18 protein-coding genes are annotated in these 25,863 nt (G+C 69.7%); 11 read left to right on the top strand and 7 right to left on the bottom strand.

Annotated features, from left to right (window positions below):
* The 3 genes from AWC03_RS25990 to AWC03_RS25980 form a co-directional block, all read left to right on the top strand.
* Positions 1-838 (top strand): L,D-transpeptidase (locus AWC03_RS25990; RefSeq protein ID WP_142278524.1); only part of this gene is annotated, 838 nt, incomplete at its 5' end.
* Between the two features lie 148 nt (positions 839-986).
* The gene (locus AWC03_RS25985) at positions 987-1,568 is read left to right on the top strand and encodes a TetR/AcrR family transcriptional regulator (RefSeq protein ID WP_085243579.1); all 582 of its coding nucleotides are present in this window, start codon (positions 987-989) and stop codon (positions 1,566-1,568) included.
* Positions 1,565-3,811 (top strand): molybdopterin-dependent oxidoreductase, encoded by a 2,247-nt coding sequence (locus AWC03_RS25980; RefSeq protein ID WP_085243569.1) that lies wholly within the window; start codon positions 1,565-1,567, stop codon positions 3,809-3,811. The genes AWC03_RS25985 and AWC03_RS25980 overlap by 4 nt, the downstream gene beginning before the upstream one ends.
* On the opposite strand, the gene AWC03_RS25975 is transcribed toward AWC03_RS25980, so the two are convergent.
* The gene (locus tag AWC03_RS25975) at positions 3,795-5,780 is read right to left on the bottom strand and encodes a M13 family metallopeptidase (protein ID WP_085243568.1); all 1,986 of its coding nucleotides are present in this window, start codon (positions 5,778-5,780) and stop codon (positions 3,795-3,797) included. The genes AWC03_RS25980 and AWC03_RS25975 overlap by 17 nt on opposite strands.
* A 41-nt stretch (positions 5,781-5,821) precedes the next feature.
* Between AWC03_RS25975 and AWC03_RS25970 the strand changes: the two genes are divergently transcribed.
* Together AWC03_RS25970 and AWC03_RS25965 are read left to right on the top strand one after the other, a co-directional pair.
* Complete coding sequence (locus AWC03_RS25970; protein WP_085243567.1) at positions 5,822-6,496, top strand: hypothetical protein; 675 nt, start codon at positions 5,822-5,824, stop codon at positions 6,494-6,496.
* Positions 6,493-7,176, top strand: coding sequence for a hypothetical protein (locus tag AWC03_RS25965; protein WP_085243566.1), 684 nt, complete (start codon positions 6,493-6,495; stop codon positions 7,174-7,176). The genes AWC03_RS25970 and AWC03_RS25965 overlap by 4 nt, the downstream gene beginning before the upstream one ends.
* A gap of 3 nt (positions 7,177-7,179) precedes the next feature.
* Here AWC03_RS25965 and AWC03_RS25960 read toward each other — a convergent pair whose 3' ends face one another.
* A complete protein-coding gene (locus tag AWC03_RS25960; RefSeq protein ID WP_085243565.1) occupies positions 7,180-7,704 on the bottom strand; it encodes a transcriptional regulator in 525 nt (174 codons plus the stop codon).
* Positions 7,701-10,730, bottom strand: coding sequence for an MMPL family transporter (locus AWC03_RS25955; RefSeq protein WP_085243578.1), 3,030 nt, complete (start codon positions 10,728-10,730; stop codon positions 7,701-7,703). Before AWC03_RS25955 ends, AWC03_RS25960 begins: the two co-directional genes overlap by 4 nt.
* Before the next feature lie 334 nt (positions 10,731-11,064).
* Here AWC03_RS25955 and AWC03_RS25950 point away from each other — a divergent pair, with 334 nt between their 5' ends.
* A complete protein-coding gene (locus tag AWC03_RS25950; protein WP_085243577.1) occupies positions 11,065-11,592 on the top strand; it encodes a hemophore in 528 nt (175 codons plus the stop codon).
* Here the strand turns inward: AWC03_RS25950 and AWC03_RS25945 are convergent.
* Positions 11,589-12,746 (bottom strand): lysylphosphatidylglycerol synthase transmembrane domain-containing protein, encoded by a 1,158-nt coding sequence (locus AWC03_RS25945; RefSeq protein ID WP_085243564.1) that lies wholly within the window; start codon positions 12,744-12,746, stop codon positions 11,589-11,591. The two genes, AWC03_RS25950 and AWC03_RS25945, sit on opposite strands and share 4 nt — an antisense overlap.
* Positions 12,747-12,904: 158 nt before the next feature.
* On the opposite strand from AWC03_RS25945, the gene AWC03_RS25940 reads away from it, so the two are divergent.
* The gene (locus AWC03_RS25940; RefSeq protein ID WP_085243563.1) at positions 12,905-14,062 is read left to right on the top strand and encodes an AI-2E family transporter; all 1,158 of its coding nucleotides are present in this window, start codon (positions 12,905-12,907) and stop codon (positions 14,060-14,062) included.
* A gap of 13 nt (positions 14,063-14,075) precedes the next feature.
* Here the strand turns inward: AWC03_RS25940 and mmpL3 are convergent, their stop codons facing one another.
* Genes mmpL3 through trmB form a run of 3 tightly spaced genes read right to left on the bottom strand, consistent with a single transcriptional unit; the run spans position 14,076 to position 18,471 of the window.
* Positions 14,076-16,934 carry a trehalose monomycolate exporter MmpL3 gene (gene mmpL3, locus AWC03_RS25935; protein WP_085243562.1) on the bottom strand — a complete coding sequence of 953 codons (2,859 nt, stop codon included), beginning with the start codon at positions 16,932-16,934 and terminating at the stop codon, positions 14,076-14,078.
* 49 nt (positions 16,935-16,983) lie between these two features.
* Positions 16,984-17,682 (bottom strand): NYN domain-containing protein, encoded by a 699-nt coding sequence (locus AWC03_RS25930; protein WP_085243576.1) that lies wholly within the window; start codon positions 17,680-17,682, stop codon positions 16,984-16,986.
* A gap of 9 nt (positions 17,683-17,691) precedes the next feature.
* Complete coding sequence (trmB, locus tag AWC03_RS25925) at positions 17,692-18,471, bottom strand: tRNA (guanosine(46)-N7)-methyltransferase TrmB (protein ID WP_211279289.1); 780 nt, start codon at positions 18,469-18,471, stop codon at positions 17,692-17,694.
* Between the two features lie 173 nt (positions 18,472-18,644).
* Between trmB and AWC03_RS25920 the strand changes: the two genes are divergently transcribed.
* From AWC03_RS25920 to AWC03_RS25905, 4 genes are all read left to right on the top strand, one after another.
* Complete coding sequence (locus AWC03_RS25920) at positions 18,645-19,739, top strand: hypothetical protein (protein ID WP_085243560.1); 1,095 nt, start codon at positions 18,645-18,647, stop codon at positions 19,737-19,739.
* Positions 19,736-21,313 (top strand): hypothetical protein, encoded by a 1,578-nt coding sequence (locus AWC03_RS25915; protein ID WP_085243575.1) that lies wholly within the window; start codon positions 19,736-19,738, stop codon positions 21,311-21,313. The genes AWC03_RS25920 and AWC03_RS25915 overlap by 4 nt, the downstream gene beginning before the upstream one ends.
* A 149-nt stretch (positions 21,314-21,462) precedes the next feature.
* Positions 21,463-23,292, top strand: coding sequence for a phosphoenolpyruvate carboxykinase (GTP) (locus AWC03_RS25910; RefSeq protein ID WP_085243559.1), 1,830 nt, complete (start codon positions 21,463-21,465; stop codon positions 23,290-23,292).
* 635 nt (positions 23,293-23,927) lie between these two features.
* Entirely contained in the window at positions 23,928-25,847 is a 1,920-nt protein-coding gene (locus tag AWC03_RS25905) for an acyl-CoA dehydrogenase family protein (protein WP_085243558.1), read from the top strand.
* Positions 25,848-25,863 lie beyond the last annotated feature (16 nt).

The following is a 25,863-nucleotide window of genomic DNA, read 5'->3' as shown; positions in this document are numbered from 1 at the left end:
GACCGACCCGTTCGCGCCGCCGCCCCCGCCCGCGCAGCCGGCGCCACCGCCGCCGTGGATGCCCCCGATGGCGCAGCCGGCCGCCGCCTCGGCCGCCGGGCAGAACCCCGCCCCGTTCACCGGCACGCCGCCCTTCGGGCCGCCCTCGTTCGTCCCGAAGACCGGCTCGACGGTGGGGGTGGGCCAGCCGATCATCATCAACTTCCCGGGCCCGGTCGACGACGCAGGCGCGGCGATCGACGCCGTGCACGTGTCGTCCGTGCCGCCGGTGCCGGGCAAGTTCTACTGGATGACCCCGACCCAGCTGCGCTGGCGCCCGCTCAGCTTCTGGCCGGCCCACACCGCGGTGACCGTCGACGCCGGCGGCACCGTCACCAACTTCCAGACCGGCGACACGCTGATCGCCACGGCCGACGACGCCACCCACCAGCTGACCGTCACCCGCAACGGCACCGTCGAGAAGACCTTCCCGATGTCGATGGGCATGACCGCCGGTAACCACCAGACCCCCAACGGCACCTACTACGTGCAGGACAAGAAGGCGTCGGTGGTGATGGACTCCTCGACCTACGGGGTCCCGGTCAACTCGACCTACGGCTACAAGGTGACGGTCGAGGACGCGGTGCGCTTCGACAACGTCGGCGACTACGTGCACAGCGCGCCGTGGTCGGTGGACGATCAGGGCAAGCGTGACGTCAGCCACGGCTGCATCAACATCAGCCCCACCAACGCCAAGTGGTTCTTCGACAACTTCGGCCCGGGTGATCCCATCGTCGTGAAGAACTCCAGCGGCGGCAATTACAAGAAGAACGACGGCTCCGCCGACTGGATGAACTAGCCCTCAGCCCAGCAGACGCAAAATCGCCCATTCCGATTCCGGAATGGGCGATTTTGCGTCTGTTCGCGCGTGCAAGCGTGTGGCCCTTTCGCGGGCGCGGCGATTATGTATAGCATCATACATAAGCCCTTGGCCCTGAGGAGTGGTGATGCGCAGTCCACGCGAGCGGATGGTGATCTCCGCCGCGCTGTTGATCAGGGAGCGCGGAGCGCACGCCACCGCGATCTCGGACGTCCTGGAACACAGCGGCGCGCCGCGCGGATCGGCCTATCACTACTTCCCCGGCGGGCGCACCCAATTGCTCTGCGAGGCGGTCGATTACGCAGGCGAGCACGTCGCGGCGATCATCGCCGAGGCCCGCAGCGGGCCCGAACTCATGGACACGTTGATCGACAAATACCGCCGTCAGCTGCTCGACACCGGCTTCCGGGCGGGCTGCCCCGTGGTCGCGGTCTCGGTGGAGGCCGGTGAGGAAGAGCGGATGGCGCCGCTCGTGGAGCGCGCGGCGTCGGTGTTCGACCGCTGGACCGACCTGATCGCGCAGCGCTTCATCGCCGACGGGATCGCGCGCGACCGCGCCTCCGACCTGGCGGTGCTGGCCACCACGGCGCTCGAGGGCGCGATCGTGCTGGCCCGGGTGCGCCGCGACCTCACCCCACTCGACGTCGTACACCGCCAGCTACGCGACCTGCTGGCGGCCGAGGCGACCAGAAAGGACGTCCCGCGATGACCGCTGAATGGCAGCCCACGGCATGCATCCTCTGCGAATGCAATTGCGGCATCGTCGTCCAGGTCGAGGGCCGCCGGCTGGCCCGCATCCGCGGCGACAAGGCGCACCCGGCGTCGCAGGGATACACCTGCAACAAGGCCCTGCGGCTGGACCACTATCAGAACAGCGGCGCCCGGTTGACCTCGCCGCTGCGCCGCCGCGCCGACGGCGGCTTCGAGGAGATCGACTGGGACACCGCGATCGTCGAGATCGCCGAGGGTTTCAAGCACATCCGGGACGCCTACGGCGGCGACAAGATCTTCTACTACGGCGGCGGCGGGCAGGGCAACCACCTCGGGGGCGCCTACAGCGGTGCCTTCCTCAAGGCCCTGGGGTCGCGCTACCGGTCAAACGCGTTGGCGCAGGAGAAGACCGGCGAGGCCTGGATCGACGGGCAGCTGTACGGCGGCCACACCCGCGGCGAGTTCGAACACGCCGAGGTGTCGGTGTTCGTCGGGAAGAACCCGTGGATGTCGCAGAGCTTCCCCCGCGCCCGGGTGGTGCTCAACGAGATCGCCAAGGACCCGAACCGGTCGATGATCGTCATCGATCCCGTCGTCACCGACACCGCCAAGATGTCCGACTTCCACCTGCGGGTGCGGCCGGGCACCGACGCGTGGTGCCTGGCGGCGCTGGCGGCCGTACTGGTGCAGGAAAACCTCTGTGACGAAACGTTTCTCGCCGAGCGCGTGCGCGGTGCCGATGCCGTCCGTGCCGGGCTGCGCGAGGTCCCGGTGGCCGACTACGCGCAACGATGCGGCGTCGACGAGGAGCTGTTGCGTGCGGCGGCGCGGCGCATCGGCGCCGCGTCCAGCGTGTCGGTGTTCGAGGACCTCGGGGTGCAGCAGGCGCCCAACAGCACGCTGTCCTCGTATCTGAACAAGCTGCTGTGGATCTTCACCGGCAACTTCGCCAAAAAGGGTGGGCAGCATCTGCATTCGTCGTTCGGGCCGCTGTTCGGGCAGTTCTCCGGCCGCACGCCGGTCACCGGTGCCCCCATCATTTCGGGCCTGGTGCCCAGCAACGTCGTGCCCGAGGAGATCCTCACCGACCACCCCGACCGTTTCCGGGCCATGATCGTGGAAAGCAGCAATCCCGCGCACTCGCTGGCCAACTCGGCCGCCTGCCGGGAGGCCTTCGGAGCGCTGGAACTGATGGTCGTGGTCGACGTCGCGATGACCGAGACCGCCCGGCTCGCGCACTACGTGCTGCCCGCGGCCTCCCAGTTCGAGAAGCCGGAAGCCACGTTCTTCAACCTGGAGTTCCCACGCAACGCCTTTCAGCTGCGCCGGCCGCTCCTCGAACCGCTGCCCGGGACCCTGCCCGAGCCGGAGATCTGGGCGCGGCTGGTGCGGGCGCTGGGCGTGGTGGACGATGCGGACCTGCGTCCGCTGCACGAGGCCGCCCAACGCGACCGCGAGGACTACACCGAAGCGTTCCTGGCCGCCACCGCCACCAATCCGACGCTCGCGAAGCTGTTGCCCTACGTGCTGTACGAGACGCTCGGGCCCACGCTGCCCGACGGTTTGCGCGGCGCGGCCGCGCTGTGGGGGCTCGCCCAGAAGACGGCCATGACCTATCCCGACGCGGTGCGGCGCGCCGGTCACGCCGACGGCAACGCGCTGTTCGACGCGATCCTCGACACCCCGTCCGGGGTGACGTTCACCGTGCACAACTACGAGGATGACTTCGCGTTGATCAGCCACGCCGATCACAAGATCGCGCTGGAAATTCCCGAGATGCTCGACGAATTGCGGGCGCTGGCCGCGGCGCCGCCGCGGCTGACCACGCCGGACTTCCCGATCGTGCTGTCGGTGGGCGAGCGCCGCGCCTACACCGCCAACGACATCATCCGCGACCCGTCCTGGCGCAAACGCGACACCGACGGGGCCCTGCGCGTCAGCGTCGAGGACGCCCAGACCCTCGGACTCGTCCACGGATGCCGCGCCCGGATCAGCACCGCGGCCGGCAGCGCCGAGGCCACCGTCGAGATCACCGAGACCATGCTGGCCGGACATGCGGCCCTGCCCAACGGGTTTGGGCTCGACTACGTCGACGGCGACGGGCATACCGTGATTCCGGGCGTCGCCCCGAACGCCCTCACCTCGACGGAATGGCGCGATCCCTACGCGGGCACGCCGTGGCACAAGCACGTGCCCGCGCGAATCGAGCCGGTGGAAGTACCCGTCAGTTCCAGATCCTGACCCGCCGCTGCGGTTCCAAAAACAGCGCATCGTCCTCGGCGACGTCGAACGCTTCGTAGAAGGCGTCCATGTTGCGGATGACGCCGTTGCAGCGGAACTCCGGCGGGGAGTGCGGGTCGGTGGCCAGCCGCCGGATCGCCTCCGCCTGGCGGGATTTGGTGCGCCACACCTGGGCCCAGCCGTAGAACACGCGCTGCACCCCGGTGAGGCCGTCGATGACCGGCGCGGGCCGGCCGTTCAACGACAGCTGGTAGGCCAGCAGGGCGATCGACAACCCGCCCAGGTCGCCGATGTTCTCCCCGACGGTGAACGCACCGTTCACGTGGTGGCTCTGGTCCAGCGCGCGGGGCGTGTACGCGCCGTACTGATCGATCAAAGCCTTTGTCCGGCTGCCGAATTCGGTGCGGTCGGCGTCGGTCCACCAGTCCACCAGGTTGCCGTCGCCATCGTACTTGGCGCCCTGGTCGTCGAAACCGTGCCCGATCTCGTGCCCGATCACCGCGCCGATCCCGCCGTAGTTGGCGGCGTCGTCCGCTTCGGGGTCGAAGAAGGGAGGCTGCAAAATCGCTGCGGGGAAGACGATTTCGTTCATCCCGGGGTTGTAGTAGGCGTTGACCGTCTGGGGCGTCATGAACCACTCGTCCCGGTCGACCGGTCCGCCCAGCTTGGCCAGCTCACGGTCGTGGTTGACCGCATAGCCGCGCTGGAAGTTGCCGTAGAGGTCGTCGCGGTCGATCACCAACCGGGAGTAGTCACGCCACTTCGCCGGGTAGCCGACCTTGGCGACGAACTTGTCCAGCTTGGCCAGCGCCCGCTCCCGGGTCTGCGGCGTCATCCAGTCCAGCTCGTTGATGGACTGGCGGTACGCCGCCTTGAGGTTGTCGACCAGCGCGTCGATGCGGGCCTTGGCGCCCGGCGGGAAATGCCGCTGCACGTACAGCTTTCCGACGGCGTCGCCCATCAGGTGTTCCACCAGCGACACCGCCCGCTTCCAGCGTTCCCGGATCTGCTCGGCGCCGGTGAGCAGGCGGCCGTAGAAGTCGAAGTCCGCCGCGACCAGGTCGTCGGTCAGCCAGGGGGCGCGGGCGCGGATCAACCGCCAACGGGCCCAATCCTGCCAATCCGCCAGGTCGGCGGCGGACCACAGGGCGGCGAACGCGGTGAGGTAATCGGGTTGGCGGACAATGACTTCCGCCAACGCCTGCGGCGTGCCGCCCAGCGCGTTCACCCAGCCGGCCCAGTCGAAACCCTTGCCCTCGCTCTGCAGATCCGCGAAGGTGCGCAGGTTATAGGACAGGTCGGCGTCGCGGCGCTTGACCACATCCCAGTGCGCGGCCGCCAGCTTGGCCTCCAGCGCGACGATGCGGGCCGCGGTTTCGGCGTGCGCTTCGGGCGGGCCGCCGAACACCAGGCCGAACATCCGCGCGATGTGACCGGGGTAGGCCGCGAGCACCTCGGCGTGCTGTTCGTCGCGGAAGTAGGACTCGTCGGGCAAGCCGATGCCGGACTGGGTGACGTGCACCAGGTAGCGCGCCGAGTTCTTGGCGTCGGTGTCGATGTACAGCGCGACGCCACCGCCCACCCCGGTGCGCTGCAGCGCGCCCACCGCGGTCGCCAACGCGTCCGCGTCGACGGCCGCGTCGATGGTGGCCAGCTCGTCGAGCAGGGGCTGCAGGCCGCGGCGCTCGATGGCCGCCTCGTCGAGGAAGCTGGCGTACAGGTCGCCGATGCGTTGCTCGTCGCTGCCCCGCGCGGCGCCGGTCTCACTGGCCTCGATGATCAGGTCGCGCACCTGCTCTTCGGCGCGGTCGAACAGGTGACGAAACGCGCCGTCGGTCGCCCGGTCCGCCGGTATGTCGTATTCGACCAGCCAGCGGCCGTTGACGTGACCGAACAGGTCGTCTTGGGGGCGGGTCTCGGCGTCGACGTAGCTCAGGTCGATGCCCGAGCGAATGGTCTCTACAGTCACCCCGCCATCCTTCCATCTTTGTCGGATGCAACGATCGGGCCATGTCCGACGGCCAGCCAACCGAGCCAGCGACCCCGGAAGCGGCAGCGGCGGAAGTCGCCGAACCCGCCGAAGCCCCCGACGACGACTCCGAGGAGCCCGCCGCCGCGGGCGGCCCGATGTTCTCCCCGTACGGCATCGCGTCGGCCGTGCTGGGGGTGCTGTCGGTGGCCGCCGTCGTGTTCGGGTTCTTCCTGTGGTCGGCGCACCGCGACGACATCGCCGAACGCCGCTACCTCACCCGCGTCATGCAGACCGCCGCCGACTGGACGGGGGTGCTGATCAACATGAACAGCGGCAACGTCGACGCCAGCCTGCAGCGCCTGCACGACGGCACGGTCGGCGAACTCAACACCGATTTCGACGCCGCCATGCAGCCCTACCGCCAGGTGGTGCAGAAGCTGCAGTCCAAGAGCGCCGGGCGCATCGACGCGGTGGCCGTCGAGACCGTGCACCGCGACCTGGACACCCAACCGGAGCGTGCGAGGCCCCCAAGAGAAGTGGTCACCACGAAGCTGCCGCCGTTCGCGAGCCGAATGGACTCGGTGCTGCTGGTCGCGACGTCGGTCAGCGAGAACGCCGGCGCCAAACCGCAGACGGTGCACTGGAATCTGCGGCTCGACGTGTGCAACGTGGACGGCAAGCTGATGATCTCCGGTCTGGAGTCGATCCGATGAGAAACATCTGGCGGCTCCTCGCGTTCGACATCCTGGCGCCGCTGGCCGCGATCGCGGCGTTGCTGGCGATCGGGCTGGTGCTCGGCTGGCCGCTGTGGTGGGTGTCGGTCTGCTCGGTGCTGGTGCTGCTGATCGTCGAGGGCGTGGGCGTCAATTTCTGGCTGTTGCGCCGCGATTCGGTCAGCGTCGGCACCGACGACGACGCGCCGGGCCTGCGACTGGCCGTCGTCTTCCTGTGCGCGGCCGCGCTGGTGGCCGCGGTGGTCACCGGATACACCCACTGGACGCGGGTGGACCGCCAGTTCAAGGACGACTCCCGCGACGTGGTTCGGGTCGCCACCGGGATGGCGGAGGCGATGGCGTCGTTCACCCCGGGGGCGCCGGACACCTCCATCGACCGGGCCACCGCGTTGATCGTCCCGGAGCACGCCGCGGCCTTCAAAGAGCAGTACGCGAAGTCCAGCGCCGAGCTGGCCCAGCACAACGTCACCGCGCAGGCCGCCACCCTGTCGGCCGGGGTCGAGGCCCTGGGGCCGTCGGCGGCCAGCGTGGCGGTGATCCTGCGGGTCACCCAGAACGCGCCGGGGCAAGCGCCCAGCCAGTCGGCGCCGGCGCTGCGGGTGGCGCTGACCAAGCACAACGACGCCTGGCTGGTGTCGGACGTGCTGCCGATCAGGTGATGATCAGTTGGATTCGGGCGAACGCGCCGACTTCACCTTGACGAACCGGTCCGACAGTCGGCGCATCCGGATCATCAACGCGGCCGACGGGCTGGTGCTGCCGTCCAGATAGGCGGTGAGTTCCTCGGCGGCCACTCCGATGCGCGACGCGAATTCCTGCTCCACCAGGCCCGACCGGTCGATGAGCAGCCGCACGTGGCGGGCTACCTCGGCCCGTTCGTTGGCCTCCAGGTGGGTGCGGGCCCGTTCCAGCACCTCCCAGAGCGCCTTGCAGATGCCGTAGGGCCGGGTGCCCTCGAGCACCTCTTCGACCTGCCGCGCGGTCCGGCCGTACGGATCGCGTTTCAACGCGGCGGCGATGCGCTTCCAGGTGGCGATGTCGCCGCCCTGTAGCGCGGCGCGAATGGCCGAGGTCGGCCAGAACTCCACCGGCTGGTCGAGATCCGGGTTGGGTGCGGTGTCGCGACCGCGCGGGTCGGTGGCCGGCCGCTGCGGCGGCGCGGGGCGTCGGTCAGGTGCCAACGTCACCTCGCCTCCTCCAGCATCGCTACGGCCACCGACAGGCAGCGCTGCCTGATCTCCTCCCAGTCCGAGTGGGCGTCGGCCTCAGACCCCTGCTCGTCGTTGAAATCCCAGGGATCGGGATCAGCGAGTCGACGCACCAACTGGCTGGCGATCCATTGCCGCCTGGGCGACTGACAACAGTAATACCTGTCCATTCCGGACAGCACCACGGCGGCGGTCTCGGGCTCCAACGTTTCAACCATATCGGCAAAGTCGGCGTAATCGCGGCGGCTGTTACGGCACATGATGAGGTAGCCCTTGAGCCGCAGCGTTTCGGCGCCGGTCGGGACCAGCAACCGGTCGCCCGTGGGCAGCTGCACATGGGTGGTCTCCACCGGGCACAGGCGCTCGTATGTCGGCCGGTCCTCGGCGCCGGTGCCGTTCTCCAGCGCGTCGATGGCCACCGAGAGCCGGCCCCGCCACAACGTGACCGGATGGACGGGCCGGTCCGCCCCGACGATCGCCTTGGCGATGCCGTTGCGTGACGCCAGTCCGCCGGCCCGTTTTTTGGCCGCCGAGGCGCCGATGGTGTGGCCGTTGATCTTCCGGTCCCCGGCGCCCGCCTTCTCGTCCTCGATGTTGACCTGATGCGGAATCTGCCCGGGGTCGCGGCCCCGGTCCTGCTCGGGCGACTGCAGCAGGGTGCCCTGCCGCTGGCTGCCGTTGCGGCCGCAGCCGGTGAAGGCCAGCGGGTCGGTCACGCAGATGGCGTCGGGCGCCAGGTGTTTGAGCTTGGCCGCCGACTTGATCACCATCCGCAGGTCGGCGTTGGGCGCGGTCAGCGCCGAGATGTCGTCGGGGATCACCACGACGTCGGCCAGGTCGACCGCGGGCAGCGGCCGGTCGAAGTCGACCGACGGCAGGACCCGCGACAGCCACGGCGGGATCCACCAGTTCCATTGGGCGAACATCGCCATCAGCGCCGGCACCAGCACCAGCCGCACCACGGTGGCGTCCACCGCGATCGCCACCGCGCACGCCACGCCGATCTCGGCGACCAGCGGCATGCCGGCGAAGGCGAAGCCGACGAAGACGGCGATCATGATCAGGGCCGCGCTGGTGATGGTGCGGGCGCTGGTGCTCACGCCGTACGCCACGGCGTCGCGGGTGTTGCCGGAGTGCAGGAAGCGTTCCCGGATGCGGGTGAGCAGGAAGATCTCGTAGTCCATCGACAACCCGAACGTCATCGCCAGCACCAGCGGGGGGACGGTGCTGTCGATCGAGGTGATCTGGGCGAACCCGAGGTCCTTCAGCCAGCCCCACTGGAACACCATCACCAGGCTGCCGTAGGCGGCCGCCACCGACAGCAAGGTCATCAGGACGCCCTTGAGCGCCAGGAACATCGAGTGGACCGAGACCAGCAACATCACGAACGCGATGAGCGCGACGATCCCCAGCACCAGCGGCTCGGTCTTGGACACCTGGTCGTCGAAGTCCTTGATCAGCGCGGTCGGGCCGCCGACGTCGACTCGTGCCGTCCCGCGGTCGGGCACCTTGGGCAGCTGCGCGCGCATCCAGCCGACGGTCTCACGGGCGCGCATGTCCTCCGGGTCGACGGAGAGCACCGCGGACAGCAGGGCGCTGCCGTTGTCCTCGGCGAATTGCGGCGGCGCGACCGAAACGATGTTGGGCGCCTGCGCCATCCGCTGCCGGATCGCGTTGATGGTCTGGCCGTGTTCGGGGGAGGCGGCGCCGCCGTCCGGGAAGGTCACCAGCACGCGGATCGGGCCGAGCGCGCCGGGACCGAGCGCCTCGGCCGCGGCGCCCACCCCGGCACGGATCTCGTGCGCGGAGTCGAACTGGCGCAGCAGGCTGTTGCCCAGCACCATCGACGAGGCCGGCGCGGCCATGGCCAGCAGGACCAGCGACGCCGCGAGCGCCGACATCCACGGCCGCCGCATCACCCAGCCGATCCAGCGGTTCCAGAACCGGGATTGGCCCCCCTCCGGCCCGCGCGACCAGTGCAGCAGGGCCGACCGCTTGGCGGCCGACCGGCCGAACGTCGCCAGCGCGGCCGGCGTCAACGTGGTGGACGTCAGCATCGCGACCGCGACGGCCAGGATCGCTCCGGTCGCCATCGACTTCAGCGCCGGAGTGTTGATCACGTAGATCCCGGTGAGCGAGGCGACCACGGTCATCCCGGACAGCACCACCGCCAGCCCCGAGGTGGCCATGGCGGCGTCGACGGCCTCCCGCGGCTCGCGGCCGGACCGCAGCTCCTCGCGGAAGCGCATCAGGATGAACAGCGAATAGTCCACCGCGAGCGCGATCCCGAACATCGACACCGTCGACGTCACGAACACCGACATCGTCGTGTAGGCCGACAGCAGATAGACCAGGCCCATGGTGACCACGACCGTGCAGACCCCGAGCGCCAGCGGGATCGCCGCGGCGGCCAGCGAGCCGAACACGGCGAGCAGCACGATGAGGATCACCGGCAGGTTCCAGCGCTCGGCGGCGGCGATGTCGTGCTTGGTGTTCTGCGCCGCGGCCGCCGACAGGGCGCCCTGCCCGATCACGTACAGCCGCACCCGGCCGTTCGCGGTCTGGCCGGCCTGATCGCCGTTGACGCCGACCTTCTTGCGCAGCTGCTTGGCCACGTCGCTGGTGTTCCGCGAATCCAGCCGCAGCGACAGCACGTACGGCCGGTCGGGCTGGGGTGGCCGCTGGGTGGGGTTGGGCACCTCCGAGACGCCGGGGACCCCGGCGGCGGTCCGCCGCAGCAGCGCCACCGCGTCGTTGATGTCGGAGTAGCTGGCGTCCGGGCGGGGGGCGGCCACCAACGCCAGCGAGGAGGACCCTTGGTCGTGGTAGAGCTCCTCGAGCTGGTCGTGCACGAGCAGCGACTGCGAACCGGCCACTTCGAATCCGCCGCCGGTGAGGTTCCCCGACTGCGTCAGGGCCAGATAGACGGCCGGGACCAAAGCCAGCAACCAGCCGGTGAAGACCAACCAGCGGTACTTACGCAGGCTGCGGCTGAGGCGCATCATTAACTGCTGGATTTCTTCCACTCCCCGTGTGTCGCGCTTACGCGTGCTGGCGAGAATACCGCAGCGGCCTGTGGATCATGTGTGCTTTCTGGTTCCTGAGCTGCAGCGACGGCCTTGTTGCCAAGACGCTGCCAAGTCGTTGTGAAGCGGTGACCGGGCGGGATTTTCCTCACACGTGCTCACGTGGGCTGGCAGGGCCGTCACCGGCGATGGCAGGATGTCGGATGGCCCGCGGGGGCCGTGGGGAACTCCGCGATCGATGGGCCTGTCTATTGCAGCCGTTTGCGGGGCGTCAGTGCTGCGCGCGACGCCGGCAAACCGTGAAGGAGTTTCCATGACGAGAGCCACCGCGACCGGGCGCCGCAGAATCTTCGCCGGGCTCGTCGCCGCCACCCTGCCGGGTGCCGCGCTGGCGGTCCTGGCGGGTCCGCCGGCGACCGGCGCGAACGACCCGTGCGCGGCCAGCGAGGTGGCCCGGACGATCGGTTCGGTGTCCAAGTCGATGGGCGACTACCTGGACTCGCACCCGGAGACCAACCAGACGATGACTTCGATGCTGCAGCAGCAGGCGGGCCCGCAGTCGATGACCGGCCTGAAGTCCTACTTCGAGGCCCACCCCAAGGTGGCCGGCGACATGACGTCGATCGCCCAGCCGTTGACCAACCTGTCGCTGCAGTGCAAGTTGCCGATCTCGCCGTCCCAGGCGATGGGCATGATGCAGCAGGCGCAGGGCGCGGCCGGCGGGCTGCCCGCCCTGCCGGGCAACGCGGCGGGGGCACTGCCGCCGGTCGCCACCGGGCCCGGCGCTGCGGCGCCGGCCAACCCGCTGTCGGGTCCGCCGCGGGGCAACACCGCCGGTTAGCTGTCGGTTTCCGCGTCCCGATCGGGCGGCAGCGGGCCCTGCAGGGCGGTCTCGGTCGGATCGCCGGCGGGCTGACCCTGCTGCGCCGCCGGCGCGGCCTCCTCGTCGTCGGGGACGGCGACGTTCTCCGTGCGGAACACGAAGAAGAACACCACCCAGCCGATGGCCGAGATGAACAACCAGCTGATCAGCCGGTAGATCAGCATGGCGGAGATCGCGTTGGGCAGCGACATGCCGCTGGACACCAGCCCCGGCACCAGCACCGCCTCGACCACCAACAGCCCGCCGGGCATCAGCGGTATCGTGCCGACGGCGCGGGCGGCCGCGTAGGCCACCGTCAGCCCGGCGACCGACGCGTGATCGCCCGCGGCATAGGCCGCGAAGCCGAGGCAGGCCACGTCGGCGATCCAGTTGAACATCGACCAGCCGAACGCCACCCCCATGTCGCGGCGGCCCAGGCTCACCGATTCGAGCTGCATCAGCGTCTCGCGCCACCTGTCCAGGCCGGTGTCGGCGGGCCGGCCGCGCACGGAGTTGACCCACGACAACACCCGGCAGCCGATCCCGTCGATCAGCTCCGGTCGCGACGCGACCGCCTGGGCGAGGATCAGCAACGCGACGAAGCCGCCCAGGGTGAACAGCAACGAGAACGGGTTGTTCTTGGCGCCGAGGAAGAAGGCGCCCCCCAGCCCCAGCAGCGCCAGCCCGACGGCCTGCAGGACGCCCGCCATCACCAGCTGCCACGACGCCACCACCGTCGAGGCGCCCCAAATCCGTTGCTGGCGAAGCAAAAACGTAGCCGACAGCACCGGACCGCCGGGCAGCGTGGTGCTCAGCGAGTTGGCGGCATAGACGGCGGCCTCGGATCGCAGTTGCTTGACGTGCACGCCGGCCGACCGCAGCAGCGTGCGCTGGATCTGCGCGAAGCTGTGCATCGACGCGGCCGACGCCGCCACCGATGCCAGCAGCCACCACCAGTTCGCTTCGTACAGGCTCATCCAGGCCTTGGCCAGCTGATGCCAGCCCAGCGCGACCTCCACGGCAAGCACGATCGCGACGAAGCCGAGGATCACCCATCGCAACCACCAGTACTTCCCGCGCGGGGCCTCTTCGCGCGGGAAGTCGAGATTGCGGGCGGGTGCGTCGTGCGACACGTGATTTAGGGTAACGGTGCAGGTGGCGCGGGGATCGCCGCGCGGCGCCGACCGTGTCGCCGTCGTAACCGGATCGTGCCGACGCGGGCCCGCCCGCATCGGTGGGCGGGCAGGTCCACGCAGGTTTGGCGGTGTCCCCCGCCGGATAGGCTCACCCAATGCCGGCAAACACCGACGACGCTTCGGTCGAACCCCTTGTCCGTAAGACCGCAGCCTGGGCCTGGCGTTTGCTGGTCATCCTCGCGGCGCTGATCGCGCTGCTGTGGGTGGTGAAGAGGCTCGAGGTCATCGTGGTGCCGGTGCTGGTGGCGCTGCTGCTCAGCGCGCTGCTGCTGCCGGTGGTGGACTGGCTCGACCGGCGCGGCCTGCCCCGCGGCGGGGCGGTGGCGTTGGTGCTGCTGGGCGGGTTCGCGATCCTGGGCGGCGTCCTGGCGTTCGTCGTCATCCAGTTCATCGACGGCGTGCCGGGCCTGACCGAACAGGTGACCCGCAGCATCGAGTCCACCCGGCACTGGCTCATCCACGGGCCGGCGCACCTGCGCAGCGAACAGATCGACAACGCGGGCAACGCCGCCATCGAGGCGCTGCGCAACAACCAGGCGAAGCTGGAAAGCGGCGCCCTGTCCACCGCGGCCACCATCACCGAGCTGGTCACCGCGGCGGTGCTGGTGCTGTTCACCCTCATCTTCTTCCTCTACGGCGGGCGCAACATCTGGGCCTACGTGTCCAAGATCTTCCCGGCCGACGTCCGCGACCGGGTGAGCGAGGCGGGCCGCGCCGGCTACGGGTCACTGACCGGGTACGTGCGGGCGACGTTCCTGGTGGCCCTGACCGACGCGGCCGGCGTCGGCGCGGGCCTGGCCATCATGGGCATCCCGCTGGCGCTGCCGCTGGCCTCGCTGGTGTTCCTGGGCGCGTTCATCCCGCTCGTCGGTGCCCTGATCTCGGGCCTGCTGGCGGTGGTGGTCGCCCTGCTGGCCAAGGGCATCGTGTACGCGCTGATCACGCTCGGCCTGCTGATCGCGGTGAACCAGCTCGAGGCCCACGTGCTGCAGCCGCTGGTGATGGGCCGCGCGGTCTCGATCCACCCCCTCGGGGTGGTGCTGGCGATCTCCACCGGCGGCGTGCTCGCCGGCATAGTCGGCGCACTGCTGGCCGTGCCGACGGTCGCCTTCCTCAACAACGCCATGCAGGTGCTGCTCGCCCCGAATCCGGCCGCCGAAGCCGAGAAACAGGCCGAGGAGGCCGACGGCGGCGGCGCGATCCTGCAGGCGGAACCCGACGAACCGGAAACCAAGTCGGGCTCGGGTCGCTAGCGTGGCCTGAAGCCTAGAGCCGCCCCTCGCGGCGCAGCAGGTCCTGGGCGGACAGGCCGCCGCCGGAGCGGCGGCGCTGGCGCGCGTCGCCGCCGTCCACCTGCTCGTGGGAGTTCAGCTTCTCGGTGGCCGGGTCGGAGTCGTCGCCCTCGGGCCGCATCGACGGGAAGGCGGTGGTGGGTTCGGCCGCGTCGCCCTGATCGTCGGAGCGGGTGGTGGGCACCGGAATCGCCCGGGTCTGGCCACCCGACGGCGGTGGTGGCGGCGCCGCCGGGCCCGGCGCGGGGGGACGGGCCGGCGCCGCGGTGGGCACCGAGAGGCGCGCCGTCTTCGCCTCCGTCGGCTGACCGGGTCGGGGCTGCATGTGGGTGGTGGCGGCGTCGGCCGGGGGTGCCGCGGCGCGCGCCGGCGCGTCCGGAGCGGGCTTGGGCTCGGCCGGTCCCGGGCGCGTCGCGCGCGACGGCTCGAGGGCGGCGGGGTGGGTGGGGTCGTGCGACGGGCGCGGTGCGGCGGCGACCAGGCTGGCCCCGACCGGAGGCCGCGCGGGCCGGCCGTTGAGGGTCGGCCGCTTGCGCTCGTCGGGCAGGTCGATCTCGCCCAGCCCGATCTTGTTCTGCAGCCGGCGGGCCCAGCGCGGGGCCCACCAGCAGTCGTCGCCGAGCAGCTTCATCACCGACGGCACCAGGAACATGCGGACCACGGTCGCGTCCAACAGCAGCGCCGCCATCAGGCCGAATGCCAGGTACTTCATCAGCACCAGGTCGGAGAACACGAACGAGCCGGCGACCACCGCGAGCACGAGGGCGGCGGCGGTGATCAGGCGCCCGGTCGTCGCGGTGCCGATCCGGATCGCTTCCGCCGTCGACATGCCGCGCTCGCGCGCCTCGACCATCCGCGACACCAGGAACACCTCGTAGTCGGTGGCCAGGCCGAAGCCCACGGCGACGACCAGCGCGATGAGCACCACCATCAGCGGCGTCGGCGTGAAATTCAGCACTCCCGACAGGTGCCCGTCGACGAAGATCCACGTCAGGATGCCCAGCGTGGAGCCCAGCGTCAGCGCGCTCATCAGCACGGCCTTGACCGGTAGCACCACCGACCCGAAGGCCAGGAACATCAACAACAGCGTGGCGCTGAGCAACAGCACCAGCATCAACGGCCCCTTCTCGGCCAGGCTGTGGATGCTGTCCTGCTCCAGCGCCGGGGTGCCGCCCACATAGAGGTTGAGACCCTTCGGCGGGCTGATCGCCCGCAGCTCGGCGAGCTTCTTCGCCGCGTCACTCTTGTTGACCAGCCCGTTCTGGATCACCCGCACCGAGCCGTCCTTGGGCACCGTCGTCCCGTTCGGCCCGGCGACGCACGGGTTGCCGGCGATGGTCGGACACGCCCGCTCCTCCCACGTCTTGTCGGTGAAGCCGCCGATCGAGGAGATCCGGTTACGGATGTCGGCCACCTGCTGGTCGGTGACCTTGCTGCCGTTGGTGCTCTGGATCACCATGGTCAGCTGTTCGGTGCGGTAGCCGGGGAAGAGCTTGTCGAAGTGCTCCTGCGCCAGGCGCACGGGATTGTCCGGGGGCAGGTACTTCTCGCTCATGCCGCCGAACGACAGGTTGCCCAGCGGGATGACGAGCAGAATCATGCCGACGGCGATCGGGATGGCGAAGGCCAGCGGCCGCTTCATCACCCAGTTGACCAGCTTGCCCCAGAAGCCGGCCTCGACCTCTTCACGGGTCTTGGTCTTCTGCAGCCGGTCGGCCAGCCAGTTCAGGTAGGCCCGCGACCACTTCCAGTTCCGCAGGAACGGCACGCGGAACGCGGTCCGCACGCCCAGCGCGTCGACGTGGCGGCCGAGGATCCCCAGGCAGGCCGGCAGGAACGTGATCGACAGCAGCGCGGCGAGCCCCACCGCGGCGAAGATCGCGTAGGTCAGCGAGTGCACGAATCCCTGGGGCAGCACCAACAGGCTGGCGCTCGACGCGATGATCAGCACCGCCGAGAACGTCACGGTCCGCCCGGCCGTCATCACGGTTCGGCGGACGGCGGCCTCGGTGTCGTAGCCCTCGGCGATCTCCTCCCGGAACCGGCTGACCACGAAGAGCCCGTAGTCGATGGCGATACCCAGGCCGATCAGCGACACCACCGGCTGGGCGAAGAAATGCACCGGCCCGAACACGGCGACGAGGCGCAGGATGCCCAGCGAGCCCGCGATGCTGAGCCCGCCCACGATGGCCGGCAGGCCGGCGGCGACCGCACCGCCGAACACCAGGAACAAAACGACCGTCACCAAGGGCAGCGCCAGGACTTCCATGCGGCGCTGGTCCGTGGCGATGGTGCCGGTCAGCGCGTTGGCGATGGGTTCGAGGCCGGCCAGCTGCACGGTGCCGCCGTCGAGCTTCTGCAAGTCGGGCGCGATGGCCTTGTAGTTGTTGAGGATGGTGTCGTCGTCGTCGCCCTTGAGCGGGATGGACACGAAGGTGTGCTTCTTGTCCTCGCTGACCATGCCCTTGATGACCGGGTTGGTGCTGTCGGGGGCCGCCAGCCAGCCGGCCCAGCCGACGACCTGGTCGGGGTGGTCGGCCTTGAACTTGTTGAGTTCGGCGACGATCTTGTTGCGCCATGCCGGGTCCTCCACCGTTTTGCCCGGCGGGGCGGTGAAGGTGGCGACGATGTGGCTGGTGCGGTCGCGGCCGTAGGTCTGGTCGCCCAGGACCGAGGCCTTCACGGATTGGCTGCCCTCGTCGTAGAAGCCGCTCTGTGTGACATGCTTACCGAGGCTCATCCCGAAAACCCCACCCAGCAGGCACAGAGCTACCGTGACCCCGATCACGATGTACCGGTAGCGGTACACAGTTCGACCCCACCAGGCGAACACGCAAGCTCCTTACTGGATCGTTAACGACCCGCGCATCGGTCTTCCAGTGTCACACACGCGCGGTCAACAGAGCGGACAGCGGCCGGAACGGCTGCAGCCACGCTCCCTGGTCAGGCAGCGAATCCAGGCCGATTCGCGGCAGTGGCTCCCGGAACACACCGCTGATGTCTTCCAGGTCGACGAAGTCCAAGGTATCCGACGCTAGCGCCCAACTCGCATGTTCGCGAAATCCGATGACCTGGACGGCGACCCCGGTGCGCGCTATCTCCTCCAGCGGTTGCCGAAACGCCTGCCCGTCGGCCGAGGCCACCACCAGCGCCGCCAGCCCTTCGCTGCGCCGCAGCTCGATGTGGGCGAGCATGTCGCGGTCGACGTCGCTGTCCTCGTCGATCTTCGGCTTGGCGAACACCGCGAATCCGACGTTGCGCAGGGCGTCGACCCAGGGCCGCACGACGTCGGCGCTGCCCGGTGCGATGTTGGTGAAGACGGTGGCCTCGGGCTCCACCACGGCACCGGGTCGGCCGGCGCTGACCTCGGCCGTGCGCGCCAGCAGCCAGCGCCCCAGGGCGTCGAATCGGGGCCGCTCCAGGGCGGTCGGGCGCCGGCCCAGGATCGAGCCGAGCCCCATGTCGAGGTTGGGTGCGTCCCACACCAGCAAGACGCGCCCGCCCGGGGGCGGGAAGCTGCCCAGCGCGTCGTCGGGCAACGCCGCCACGGGGTCTACGGTCTGTTCTTCCGCCAGGCTCATGGTCATCGCCTACTCATGTCGTAGCCAGATGAATTCGGTCACGGCGCTGCCCGCTTCGTGGGCCTTCGACTCGTACTTGGTGGTCGGCCGCACCACCGAGATCGGCAGCGCGTCGCCGGGGCCGGCGCGACGCAGCCGCGGCTCGGCGTCGCCGAGGGCGCCGATGTGTTCGGCGTAGCCGGGGTGGTCCGTCGCGACGTGGAGGACACCACCGGGGAGTAACCGGTCGGCGATCAGGCCAACCGTGCCCGTCTGCAGAAACCGGCGCTTGTGGTGGCGGGCCTTCGGCCAGGGATCGGGGAAGAAGACGCGCACCCCGGTCAGCGAACCCGGCACGATCAGCCGCTGCAACACATCGAGGGCGTTGCCGCGGATCAATCGGATGTTGCCCACTCCCTCACGTTCGATCGCGCACAGCAGTTGCGCCAGGCCCCGCTTGTAGATCTCCACGGCGAGCACATCCACCTCGGGCTCTTCGGTCGCCATCGCCAAGGTCGATGTGCCACTGCCGCAACCGATCTCGAGCACCAGCGGCGCCTGGCGGCCGAACCACGCCCGGGTGTCCAGCCGCGGCTCGGCGCCTTCGGAGGCCGAAGCGCCCAGGGACAGGCCCAGCTCCGGCCACCGCCGGTCCCAGGTACGCCGCTGGGCGTCGGAGAGGGTGGAACGTCGGGAGCGAAAGGTCGATGCTGGAAGATGACGCTGGTTGCGCGTCCCGTCCGACTGCTCCGGCGCGTCGGGACACACTTCCACCCCGGGTTGCGCATGCATTTGTCCATGGTGGCCCATAAACCATTGATGTAGCCGCCCCTGGTCCAGATTGATACCCAACAGTTGCCTTCAGCTGGTAACAGTCAAACGGTGGCTCGCATCAAAGTGACGCGGGTGTCACCATTCGGTGGGACTCGATCGGCCCCCGGGTCGGACCCATCGAATCGAACGGGGAGGGCATGAGGGGGACCATGAGGGGTCAAGGACACCGGGATTTCGTCGATGAGCTGGCGCGATTCGCCGCCGGCCACGCCGAACCGCGGGTCACGGCGATCGCGGAGCGAACGGCCGCCCCGCTGCGGGTGCTCGTCGCGGGGCGCCCCGGAGTAGGCCGCGGCACGGTGGCGCGGGCGCTGCGCGGCGCCGGATCCGCCGCGGGCGTCTCGGTGACAACCACCGACGATCGCGATGTCGACCTTGTGGTGTACGTGACCGCCGAGGTGGTCAAGCCCGAAGACGTCGCCGCGATCGCCGGCGCCGGACGCCCGGTGGTGGCGGTGCTGAACAAGGCCGACCTGACCGGATCCCTGTGCCGTGGGGACGGGCCGATCGCGGCGGCGCGAACGCGGTGCGCCGAACTCGGGGCCGCACTGGGCGCGCCGATGGTTCCGCTGACGAGCCTGCTCGCGGTCGCCGCGCTCGACGACCTGGACGCCGGGCTGTGGGCGGCGCTGCGGACGCTGGCCGCGCACCCCGGTGTGGCCGCCGCGCTCGATGGTTCGTTCGCCGGTTTCCTGGCGGCCGACAACCCGGTGCCGGCCGACGTGCGAACGCGCCTGCTGGACACCTTGGACCTGTTCGGCATCGCGCTCGCCGTCGCGGCGATCCGGCAGGGCAGAACGGCCACCCAGGTGCGCGCCCTGCTGCGCAGGACGAGCGGGGTCGACGCGGTCCTGTCCCGCATCTCGATCGCCGGCGCCGAGGCGCGCTACCAGCGGGTGCTCGACGCCGTCGCGGAGCTGGAGGCGCTGGCCGTCGGCGCGGGTGAAGCCGCGGAGCGGATCGGTGCTTTCCTGTCCCACGACGACACCGTGGTGGCGCGGATGGCGGCCGCCGTCGACCTGGCCGAGGCGGCCGGGCTGGACCCGGACAATTCGGGACCCGCCGACTGGGACCGCGACCCGTCCGCGCACCTGCCGCGCGCGGTGCGCTGGCAGCGCTACAGCCGCGCGTCGGTCAGCGACCTGCACCGCGCCTGCGGCGCCGACATCGCCCGGGGATCGATGCGGCTGTGGTCGCAGGCCTGCGGATCGCTGCCCGCTCAGCCTCCGGGGGGCTGGCCGTGAACGGCGAGCAACACGACGATCCGGTCGCCGCGGTCGACGCGCTGGTGGCGCGCATCGGACCGGCGCTGGACCCCCCCGCCGTCCACCGCCGCGACGTCGTGCTGGTGACCGGGCCGTGGATGGCCGGGGTCAGCGCGGTGGCGGCGGTGCTGACCGAACGGCTGCCGGAGCAGAAGTTCGTCGAGTCGGCGGAGCTGGGTCCCGGCGAGGTGCCGGCCGCGGTGGTGTTCGTCGTCTCCGCGGCCGCCCAGCTCACGCCGTCGGACTGCGCGTTGCTGGACGCCGCCGCCGCGCACACCGACGCGGTCGTCGGGGTGGTGTCCAAGACCGACGTGCACCGCGCGTGGCGCGAGGTGCTGGCCGCCAACCGCGGTTCGCTGGGCGCGCACGCCGGGCGGTACGGCCGCGTGCCCTGGGTGGGCGCGGCAGCCCTGCCCGACGTCGGCGAGCCGGACGTCGACGAGCTGGTGGAGACCCTCTCGGCGCAGCTGGCCGACCCGGCCTTGGCGCGCCGGAACAGGTTGCGGGCCTGGGAGTTCCGGCTCAAGACCGTCGCGGAGCGATTCGACCGCGACGCCGACGGCGCCGGGCGGCGGGCCCGGGTCGACGCGCTGCGCGACGAGCGCAGCACGGCCCTGCGGCAGCGGCGGGAGGCCAAGACCGAGCGCACGGTCACGCTGCGCGGCCAGATCCAGCAGGCGCGGGTCCAGCTGTCTCACTTCGCGCGCAACCGCTGCTCGTCGGTGCGCAGCGAGCTGCAGGAGGACGTCGCGGGATTGTCCCGGCGTGACATGCCCCGGTTTGCAGCGCACACCCGCGACCGGCTGGGCGAGGTGGTCGCCGAGGTGAACGAGGGCACCACCACCCACCTTGCCGACGTCGCGCAGGTGGTGGGGGTCGCGACCACCCTGCCGGCCCCCGAGGAGCTGCCGACGGTCGACGTCCCGGCGCCGCCGCTGAAGTCGCGCCGGCACGAAACCTGGTTGCTGACGCTGCTGGGCGCCGGCTTCGGCCTGGGGGTGGCGCTCACCTTGAGCCGCCTGATGAGCGGGCTGGCCGCGCGACTGAGCCCGGCGCTGTCCGTCGTCGCGGCGGTCACGTGTGTGGCGATCGGGCTGGCGGTCACCCTCCTGGTGATCAACATCCGCAGCCTGCTGCGCGACCGGGCGCTGCTGGACCGCTGGGCGGGCGACGTGACCTCCTCGCTGCGTTCGGTGGCCGAGGAACTGGTCGCCACCCGCGTCCTGGTGGCCGAGTCCGTGCTGAGCAAGGCGGTGCTGGCCCAGGACGAGGTGGAGAACGCCGAGGTGAGCGAGAAGGTCAGCGCCATCGACCGCGAGCTGCGCGCCTACGCCACCGCCGCGTCGCGGGCCGCCGCCGCGCGGGACCGCGAGATGCCCACGGTGCGGGCCGCCCTCGACGCGGTACGTGCAGAACTCGGTGAAGCGGGTACTCCTGCAGCCGGTGACACCGTCTCGGACGCGAAGAAAGACGGCGCAGCCGAAGCGACCGAAAAACCGCCTTCTAGGAGCGGCGATGCCGATGCTGCGGGCGCTTCTGAATCGTTGGTGTGAGAAGGCTTATACCTGCCCGAGACTTCCCCGACAAGATCCTCGCGATAACCTGTAGTTAACGCCACCATCTCAAGCGTTGTGTGGGCGACCGCATAGGCGATTAGGCACCCAGAGAAGCCCGAGTACGACGAAGAATTCAGGAGACTTCGATGACCTCAGCGACCATTCCCGGTTTGGACACCGCGCCCACGAAACATCAGGGGCTGCTGGCGTGGGTGCAGGAGGTCGCCGAGCTCACCCAGCCCGAGCGGGTGGTTTTCGCCGACGGTTCCGACGAGGAGTGGCAGCGGCTGACGGATCAGCTCGTCGAGGCGGGCACGTTCAAGCGGCTGAACCCGCACAAGCACCCGAACTCCTTCCTGGCGCTGTCCGACCCCTCCGACGTGGCGCGCGTCGAGTCCCGCACCTTCATCTGCTCCGAACGTAAGGAAGACGCCGGACCCACCAACAACTGGATGGACCCCGCCGAGATGCGGTCCACCCTGACCGACCTGTACCGCGGCTGCATGCGCGGCCGCACCATGTACGTGGTGCCGTTCTGCATGGGCCCGCTGGGCGCCGAGGACCCCAAGCTGGGCGTGGAGATCACCGACTCGGAGTACGTCGTGGTCTCGATGAAGGTGATGACCCGGATGGGCAAGGCCGCGCTGGAGAAGATGGGCGACGACGGGTTCTTCGTCAAGGCGCTGCACTCCGTCGGCGCCCCGCTCGAGCCGGGCCAAAAGGACGTGGCGTGGCCGTGCAGCGACACGAAGTACATCACCCACTTCCCCGAGACCCGCGAGATCATGAGCTACGGCTCGGGCTACGGCGGCAACGCCCTGCTGGGCAAGAAGTGCTACTCGCTGCGCATCGCGTCGGCGATGGCCCACGACGAGGGCTGGCTGGCCGAGCACATGCTGATCCTCAAGCTCATCTCGCCGGAGAACAAGGCCTACTACTTCGCCGCGGCGTTCCCGTCGGCGTGCGGCAAGACCAACCTGGCCATGCTGCAGCCGACCATCCCGGGCTGGCGCGCCGAAACGCTCGGTGACGACATCGCCTGGCTGCGGTTCGGCAAGGACGGCCGCCTCTACGCCGTCAACCCCGAGTTCGGGTTCTTCGGGGTCGCGCCGGGCACCAACTGGAAGTCCAACCCGAACGCCATGCGCACCATCGAGGCCGGCAACACCGTCTTCACCAACGTCGCGCTCACCGACGAGAACGAGGTGTGGTGGGAAGGCCTCGAGGGCAGCCCGGAGCACCTGATCGACTGGAAGGGCAACGACTGGTACTACCGCGAGACGGAAACCACGGCCGCGCACCCGAACTCGCGGTACTGCACGCCGATGTCGCAGTGCCCGATCCTGGCGCCGGAGTGGGACGACCCGCAGGGCGTGCCGATCTCGGGCATCCTGTTCGGCGCCCGCCGCAAGACCACGGTGCCGCTGGTGACGCAGGCCCGTGACTGGCAGCACGGCGTGTTCATGGGGGCCACCATGGGCAGCGAGCAGACCGCGGCCGCCGAGGGCAAGGTCGGCACCGTGCGCCGCGACCCGATGGCCATGCTGCCGTTCCTGGGCTACCACGTCGGCGACTACTTCCAGCACTGGCTCGACCTGGGCAAGAACTCCGACGAGTCCAAGCTGCCGCAGGTGTTCTTCGTCAACTGGTTCCGCCGCAATGAGGACGGCGACTTCCTGTGGCCGGGCTTCGGCGAGAACAGCCGGGTGCTGAAGTGGATCGTCGACCGCATCGAGCACCGCGCCGGTGGTCAGGACACCCCGATCGGCATCGTGCCGGGCCCCGAAGACATGGACCTGGACGGCCTGGACGTCGACAGCGACGACGTGGCGAAGGCGTTGGCGGTCAACCCGGCCGAGTGGCGCCAGGAACTGCCGTCGATCGAGGAGTGGTTCGAGTTCGTCGGCGAGCGCCTGCCCACCGGTGTCAAGGACGAGTTCGAGGCGCTCAAGCAGCGGCTGGCCGACGCCGGCTAGACGGCGCGGTTAGCTCCCCGCGATTAGCTTGCCGCGCGAACCCCGGAGCGGTTCGCGCGGCGGTTGGCCGCCACATGCTGCGAACTGGCCAGGACCGGCCAGGAGTCCGTGCAGCTCTTTTCAGGCGATGGCGCGACCGGTCAGATGCCGGGTGGTGAACAGTCGTATCCCGGCCGCGGGCGGCTGCGGTCGACCGCGGCCGCTTTGCTGTCGGCCTCCCAACCGCCCGAGTCCTGACGGCCGCTGAATTCCGTTCGGAGACAAGGCTTCCGGGATCGTCCGCGCCCGTTCATTTGCAAGGCGTTGCTTGCGGTTCGACGCTCTTACAGACTGGACAGCACAACCGAACGGGGCATGCATACCCGTTCTCAAAGGTTGGCATGTCACGTGCTGAAGGCGTATTGAGGATGGCTTCGGGTGATCGATCGTCGACGGGTTTGCGGCTCAGTCCAAGCGATTTCGCGATGCGATTCGCCTGACGCGTGGCGCGTGGCAGTTCCGTAACTCGCCGGAACCGTTGGATCGCAGTGTATTCCGACGAAAGCCGCGCATTCAAGAATCACCAGTGAAGCAGGGCGGGCGCAATTGCGTCGCGTCGTGATCATGGCCGTGTGAATGAGTCGAGGGGGCACAATATGAACACCGATCGATCGGCAAGCCGTTACGTCGTTGCGCAAGTTGAGGATTCGGCGGGGGGAGAGCGGGGCGCGGGCGGCGACGGCGACGAAGCCGGCAGGCAAGGCGTGCGTCGCGCACTCAGGCACGTCGTTTTCGGCGATCAATACCATGAGCAGCGGCGGGTGCGCGACGCCGTCGTCGCACTCAACGACACCCCGCAGTCGCACGCGGCGTACGCCGAACAGGCGCGGAAAAGCTATGAGCTGCTGTGCACCACCGTCGAGGAACTCGGCGGATCCTCGCGTCAGCTCGCCGCGGATCACCACAAGCTCGCCGCCATCTTCGACTGGTCGGCGGCGCTGGCGCCGCGGCTGCTGCCGGTTCTCAGTGGTCACTTCAGCCTGACCATCGGGGCCATCGAACGCCTCGGACGGGGAACGGCATATCAACGGCAGTGCCTCGATGAGCTGGACACGACGGCGGCGGTTGGCGTGATGCTGTTGACCGAATTGGGTTATGGCACCAACGTTCTGGACCAGCAGACCCGAGCGGTGTGGCACCGGGAGGAACGTCGGTTCACGCTGAGCACCCCGAGCGGCGAAGCGTGCAAGTGGATGCCCAATGTCGCAGACCCCGAAGTACCCAAGACCACCATTGTCACCGCTCGACTCATCGTCGACGGAACCGACGAGGGCGTCTTTCCCTTCCTGGTCCGGCTGCGGACAAAAGAAGGGCTCGCGCCCGGGGTCGACGTCGTGCCGCTGCCGGAGAAGGGCTACGCACCGATGGACAACGCGATGATCCGGTTCACCGACGTGGTGCTCCCCGAGGACGCGTTGCTGTGCGGCGACTTCGCCCGCATCGACGACGACGGCACCTTCACCTGCGACCTGCCCCTGCGCGACCGATTCCACCGCAGCATCGGCCAACTGCAGACGGGCCGCATCTTGTTGGCGGCGGCCAGCGTTGCCTCGGCGCGGGCCGCCCTGGCATTGACTCTGCGCTACGCCCAGCAGCGACTCACCTCGGGCAAGGTGCTGATGAGCGCCCGGGACGGCGTTCAGCGCGACCTGATCTCCAGCATGGCCCGGATCTATGCCATGACGGCTTTCGCCAACGACGTGCGCGCGCGCTTTGCCGATGCCGCCGCCGATCCCTCCGACCGCGATCTGAGGGCGATGCTGGCCAAACCGCTGCTGAGCTACACCGCCCACGACGTGCTGCAGACGTGTCGCCAGCGGCTGGGGGCGCAGGGCATGTTCCGCGACAACCTGATCACCGACTACATCGGAAGCGCACAGGGCATCATCACCGCCGAGGGCGAAAACCAGTCGCTGCAAGTCGCGACCGGCCGCGTCCTGGGCCGGATGGATCCGGCACTGCTACGGATTGCCGGCATGCCCGAGGAGTCGCCCTGGTGGATCGCGATGCTCCGTGAACGCGAGTCGACCATCGCCGCCGCCGGTCGGCAGGGCACGCATTCCGGCGTCGGCGCGATCGGCCCGGACTCGTTTGCCATCGTGCTCAGCAGTGCCACGGCCGAACGGCTCGCCGCCCAGTCCCTGTTCGCCGCCGCGGTGCGCGAAGCCGATCCGTCCGCCCGCGCGGTCATCGAGGACCTCGCCGCCGTCTACGCACTGGAACGGGGCCTCGCCAACGCCGGGTGGTACGCGGCGGCAGGGCTGCTGACACCGCAGCGCGCCGCACAGGCCGAAGCCGAACTCACCAAACGCTATACCGCCCTGATCGCTCACCTGCCGACCCTGGCGGAGGCCTTCGACGTTCCGCCGTTGAGCGCCCCCATCAGCAACGACTACATCGACGCCTGGCTGCGATTCGCCGGTTGGCAGAGCGCCGTCGGCAAGCACGCGGCGGCGGCGCCGCGATTCGGTGCCGGCCCTGGGTTCATGGAGGACGGGCAGCAGGAGTCGGCATGAACCCGCGGCCGGCCCC

The organism is Mycobacterium europaeum (genome assembly GCF_002102155.1).
GTDB lineage: Bacteria > Actinomycetota > Actinomycetes > Mycobacteriales > Mycobacteriaceae > Mycobacterium > Mycobacterium europaeum.
The sequence above is the reverse complement of the archived record's forward strand: the minus strand, read 5'-3'. Positions and strand labels throughout refer to the sequence as shown.

What these genes read in the sequence shown, in the direction of transcription:
- AWC03_RS25910 (WP_085243559.1), top strand. Translation starts at nt 21,463, where the DNA reads ATGACCTCAGCGACCATTCCCGGTTTGGACACCGCGCCCACGAAACAT.
- AWC03_RS25905 (WP_085243558.1), top strand. Translation starts at nt 23,928, where the DNA reads ATGAACACCGATCGATCGGCAAGCCGTTACGTCGTTGCGCAAGTTGAG.
- AWC03_RS25985 (WP_085243579.1), top strand. Translation starts at nt 987, where the DNA reads ATGCGCAGTCCACGCGAGCGGATGGTGATCTCCGCCGCGCTGTTGATC.
- AWC03_RS25920 (WP_085243560.1), top strand. Translation starts at nt 18,645, where the DNA reads ATGAGGGGTCAAGGACACCGGGATTTCGTCGATGAGCTGGCGCGATTC.
- AWC03_RS25970 (WP_085243567.1), top strand. Translation starts at nt 5,822, where the DNA reads ATGTCCGACGGCCAGCCAACCGAGCCAGCGACCCCGGAAGCGGCAGCG.
- AWC03_RS25940 (WP_085243563.1), top strand. Translation starts at nt 12,905, where the DNA reads ATGCCGGCAAACACCGACGACGCTTCGGTCGAACCCCTTGTCCGTAAG.
- trmB (WP_211279289.1), bottom strand. Translation starts at nt 18,471, where the DNA reads ATGGGCCACCATGGACAAATGCATGCGCAACCCGGGGTGGAAGTGTGT.
- AWC03_RS25955 (WP_085243578.1), bottom strand. Translation starts at nt 10,730, where the DNA reads ATGATGCGCCTCAGCCGCAGCCTGCGTAAGTACCGCTGGTTGGTCTTC.
- AWC03_RS25930 (WP_085243576.1), bottom strand. Translation starts at nt 17,682, where the DNA reads ATGAGCCTGGCGGAAGAACAGACCGTAGACCCCGTGGCGGCGTTGCCC.
- AWC03_RS25950 (WP_085243577.1), top strand. Translation starts at nt 11,065, where the DNA reads ATGACGAGAGCCACCGCGACCGGGCGCCGCAGAATCTTCGCCGGGCTC.
- AWC03_RS25980 (WP_085243569.1), top strand. Translation starts at nt 1,565, where the DNA reads ATGACCGCTGAATGGCAGCCCACGGCATGCATCCTCTGCGAATGCAAT.
- AWC03_RS25965 (WP_085243566.1), top strand. Translation starts at nt 6,493, where the DNA reads ATGAGAAACATCTGGCGGCTCCTCGCGTTCGACATCCTGGCGCCGCTG.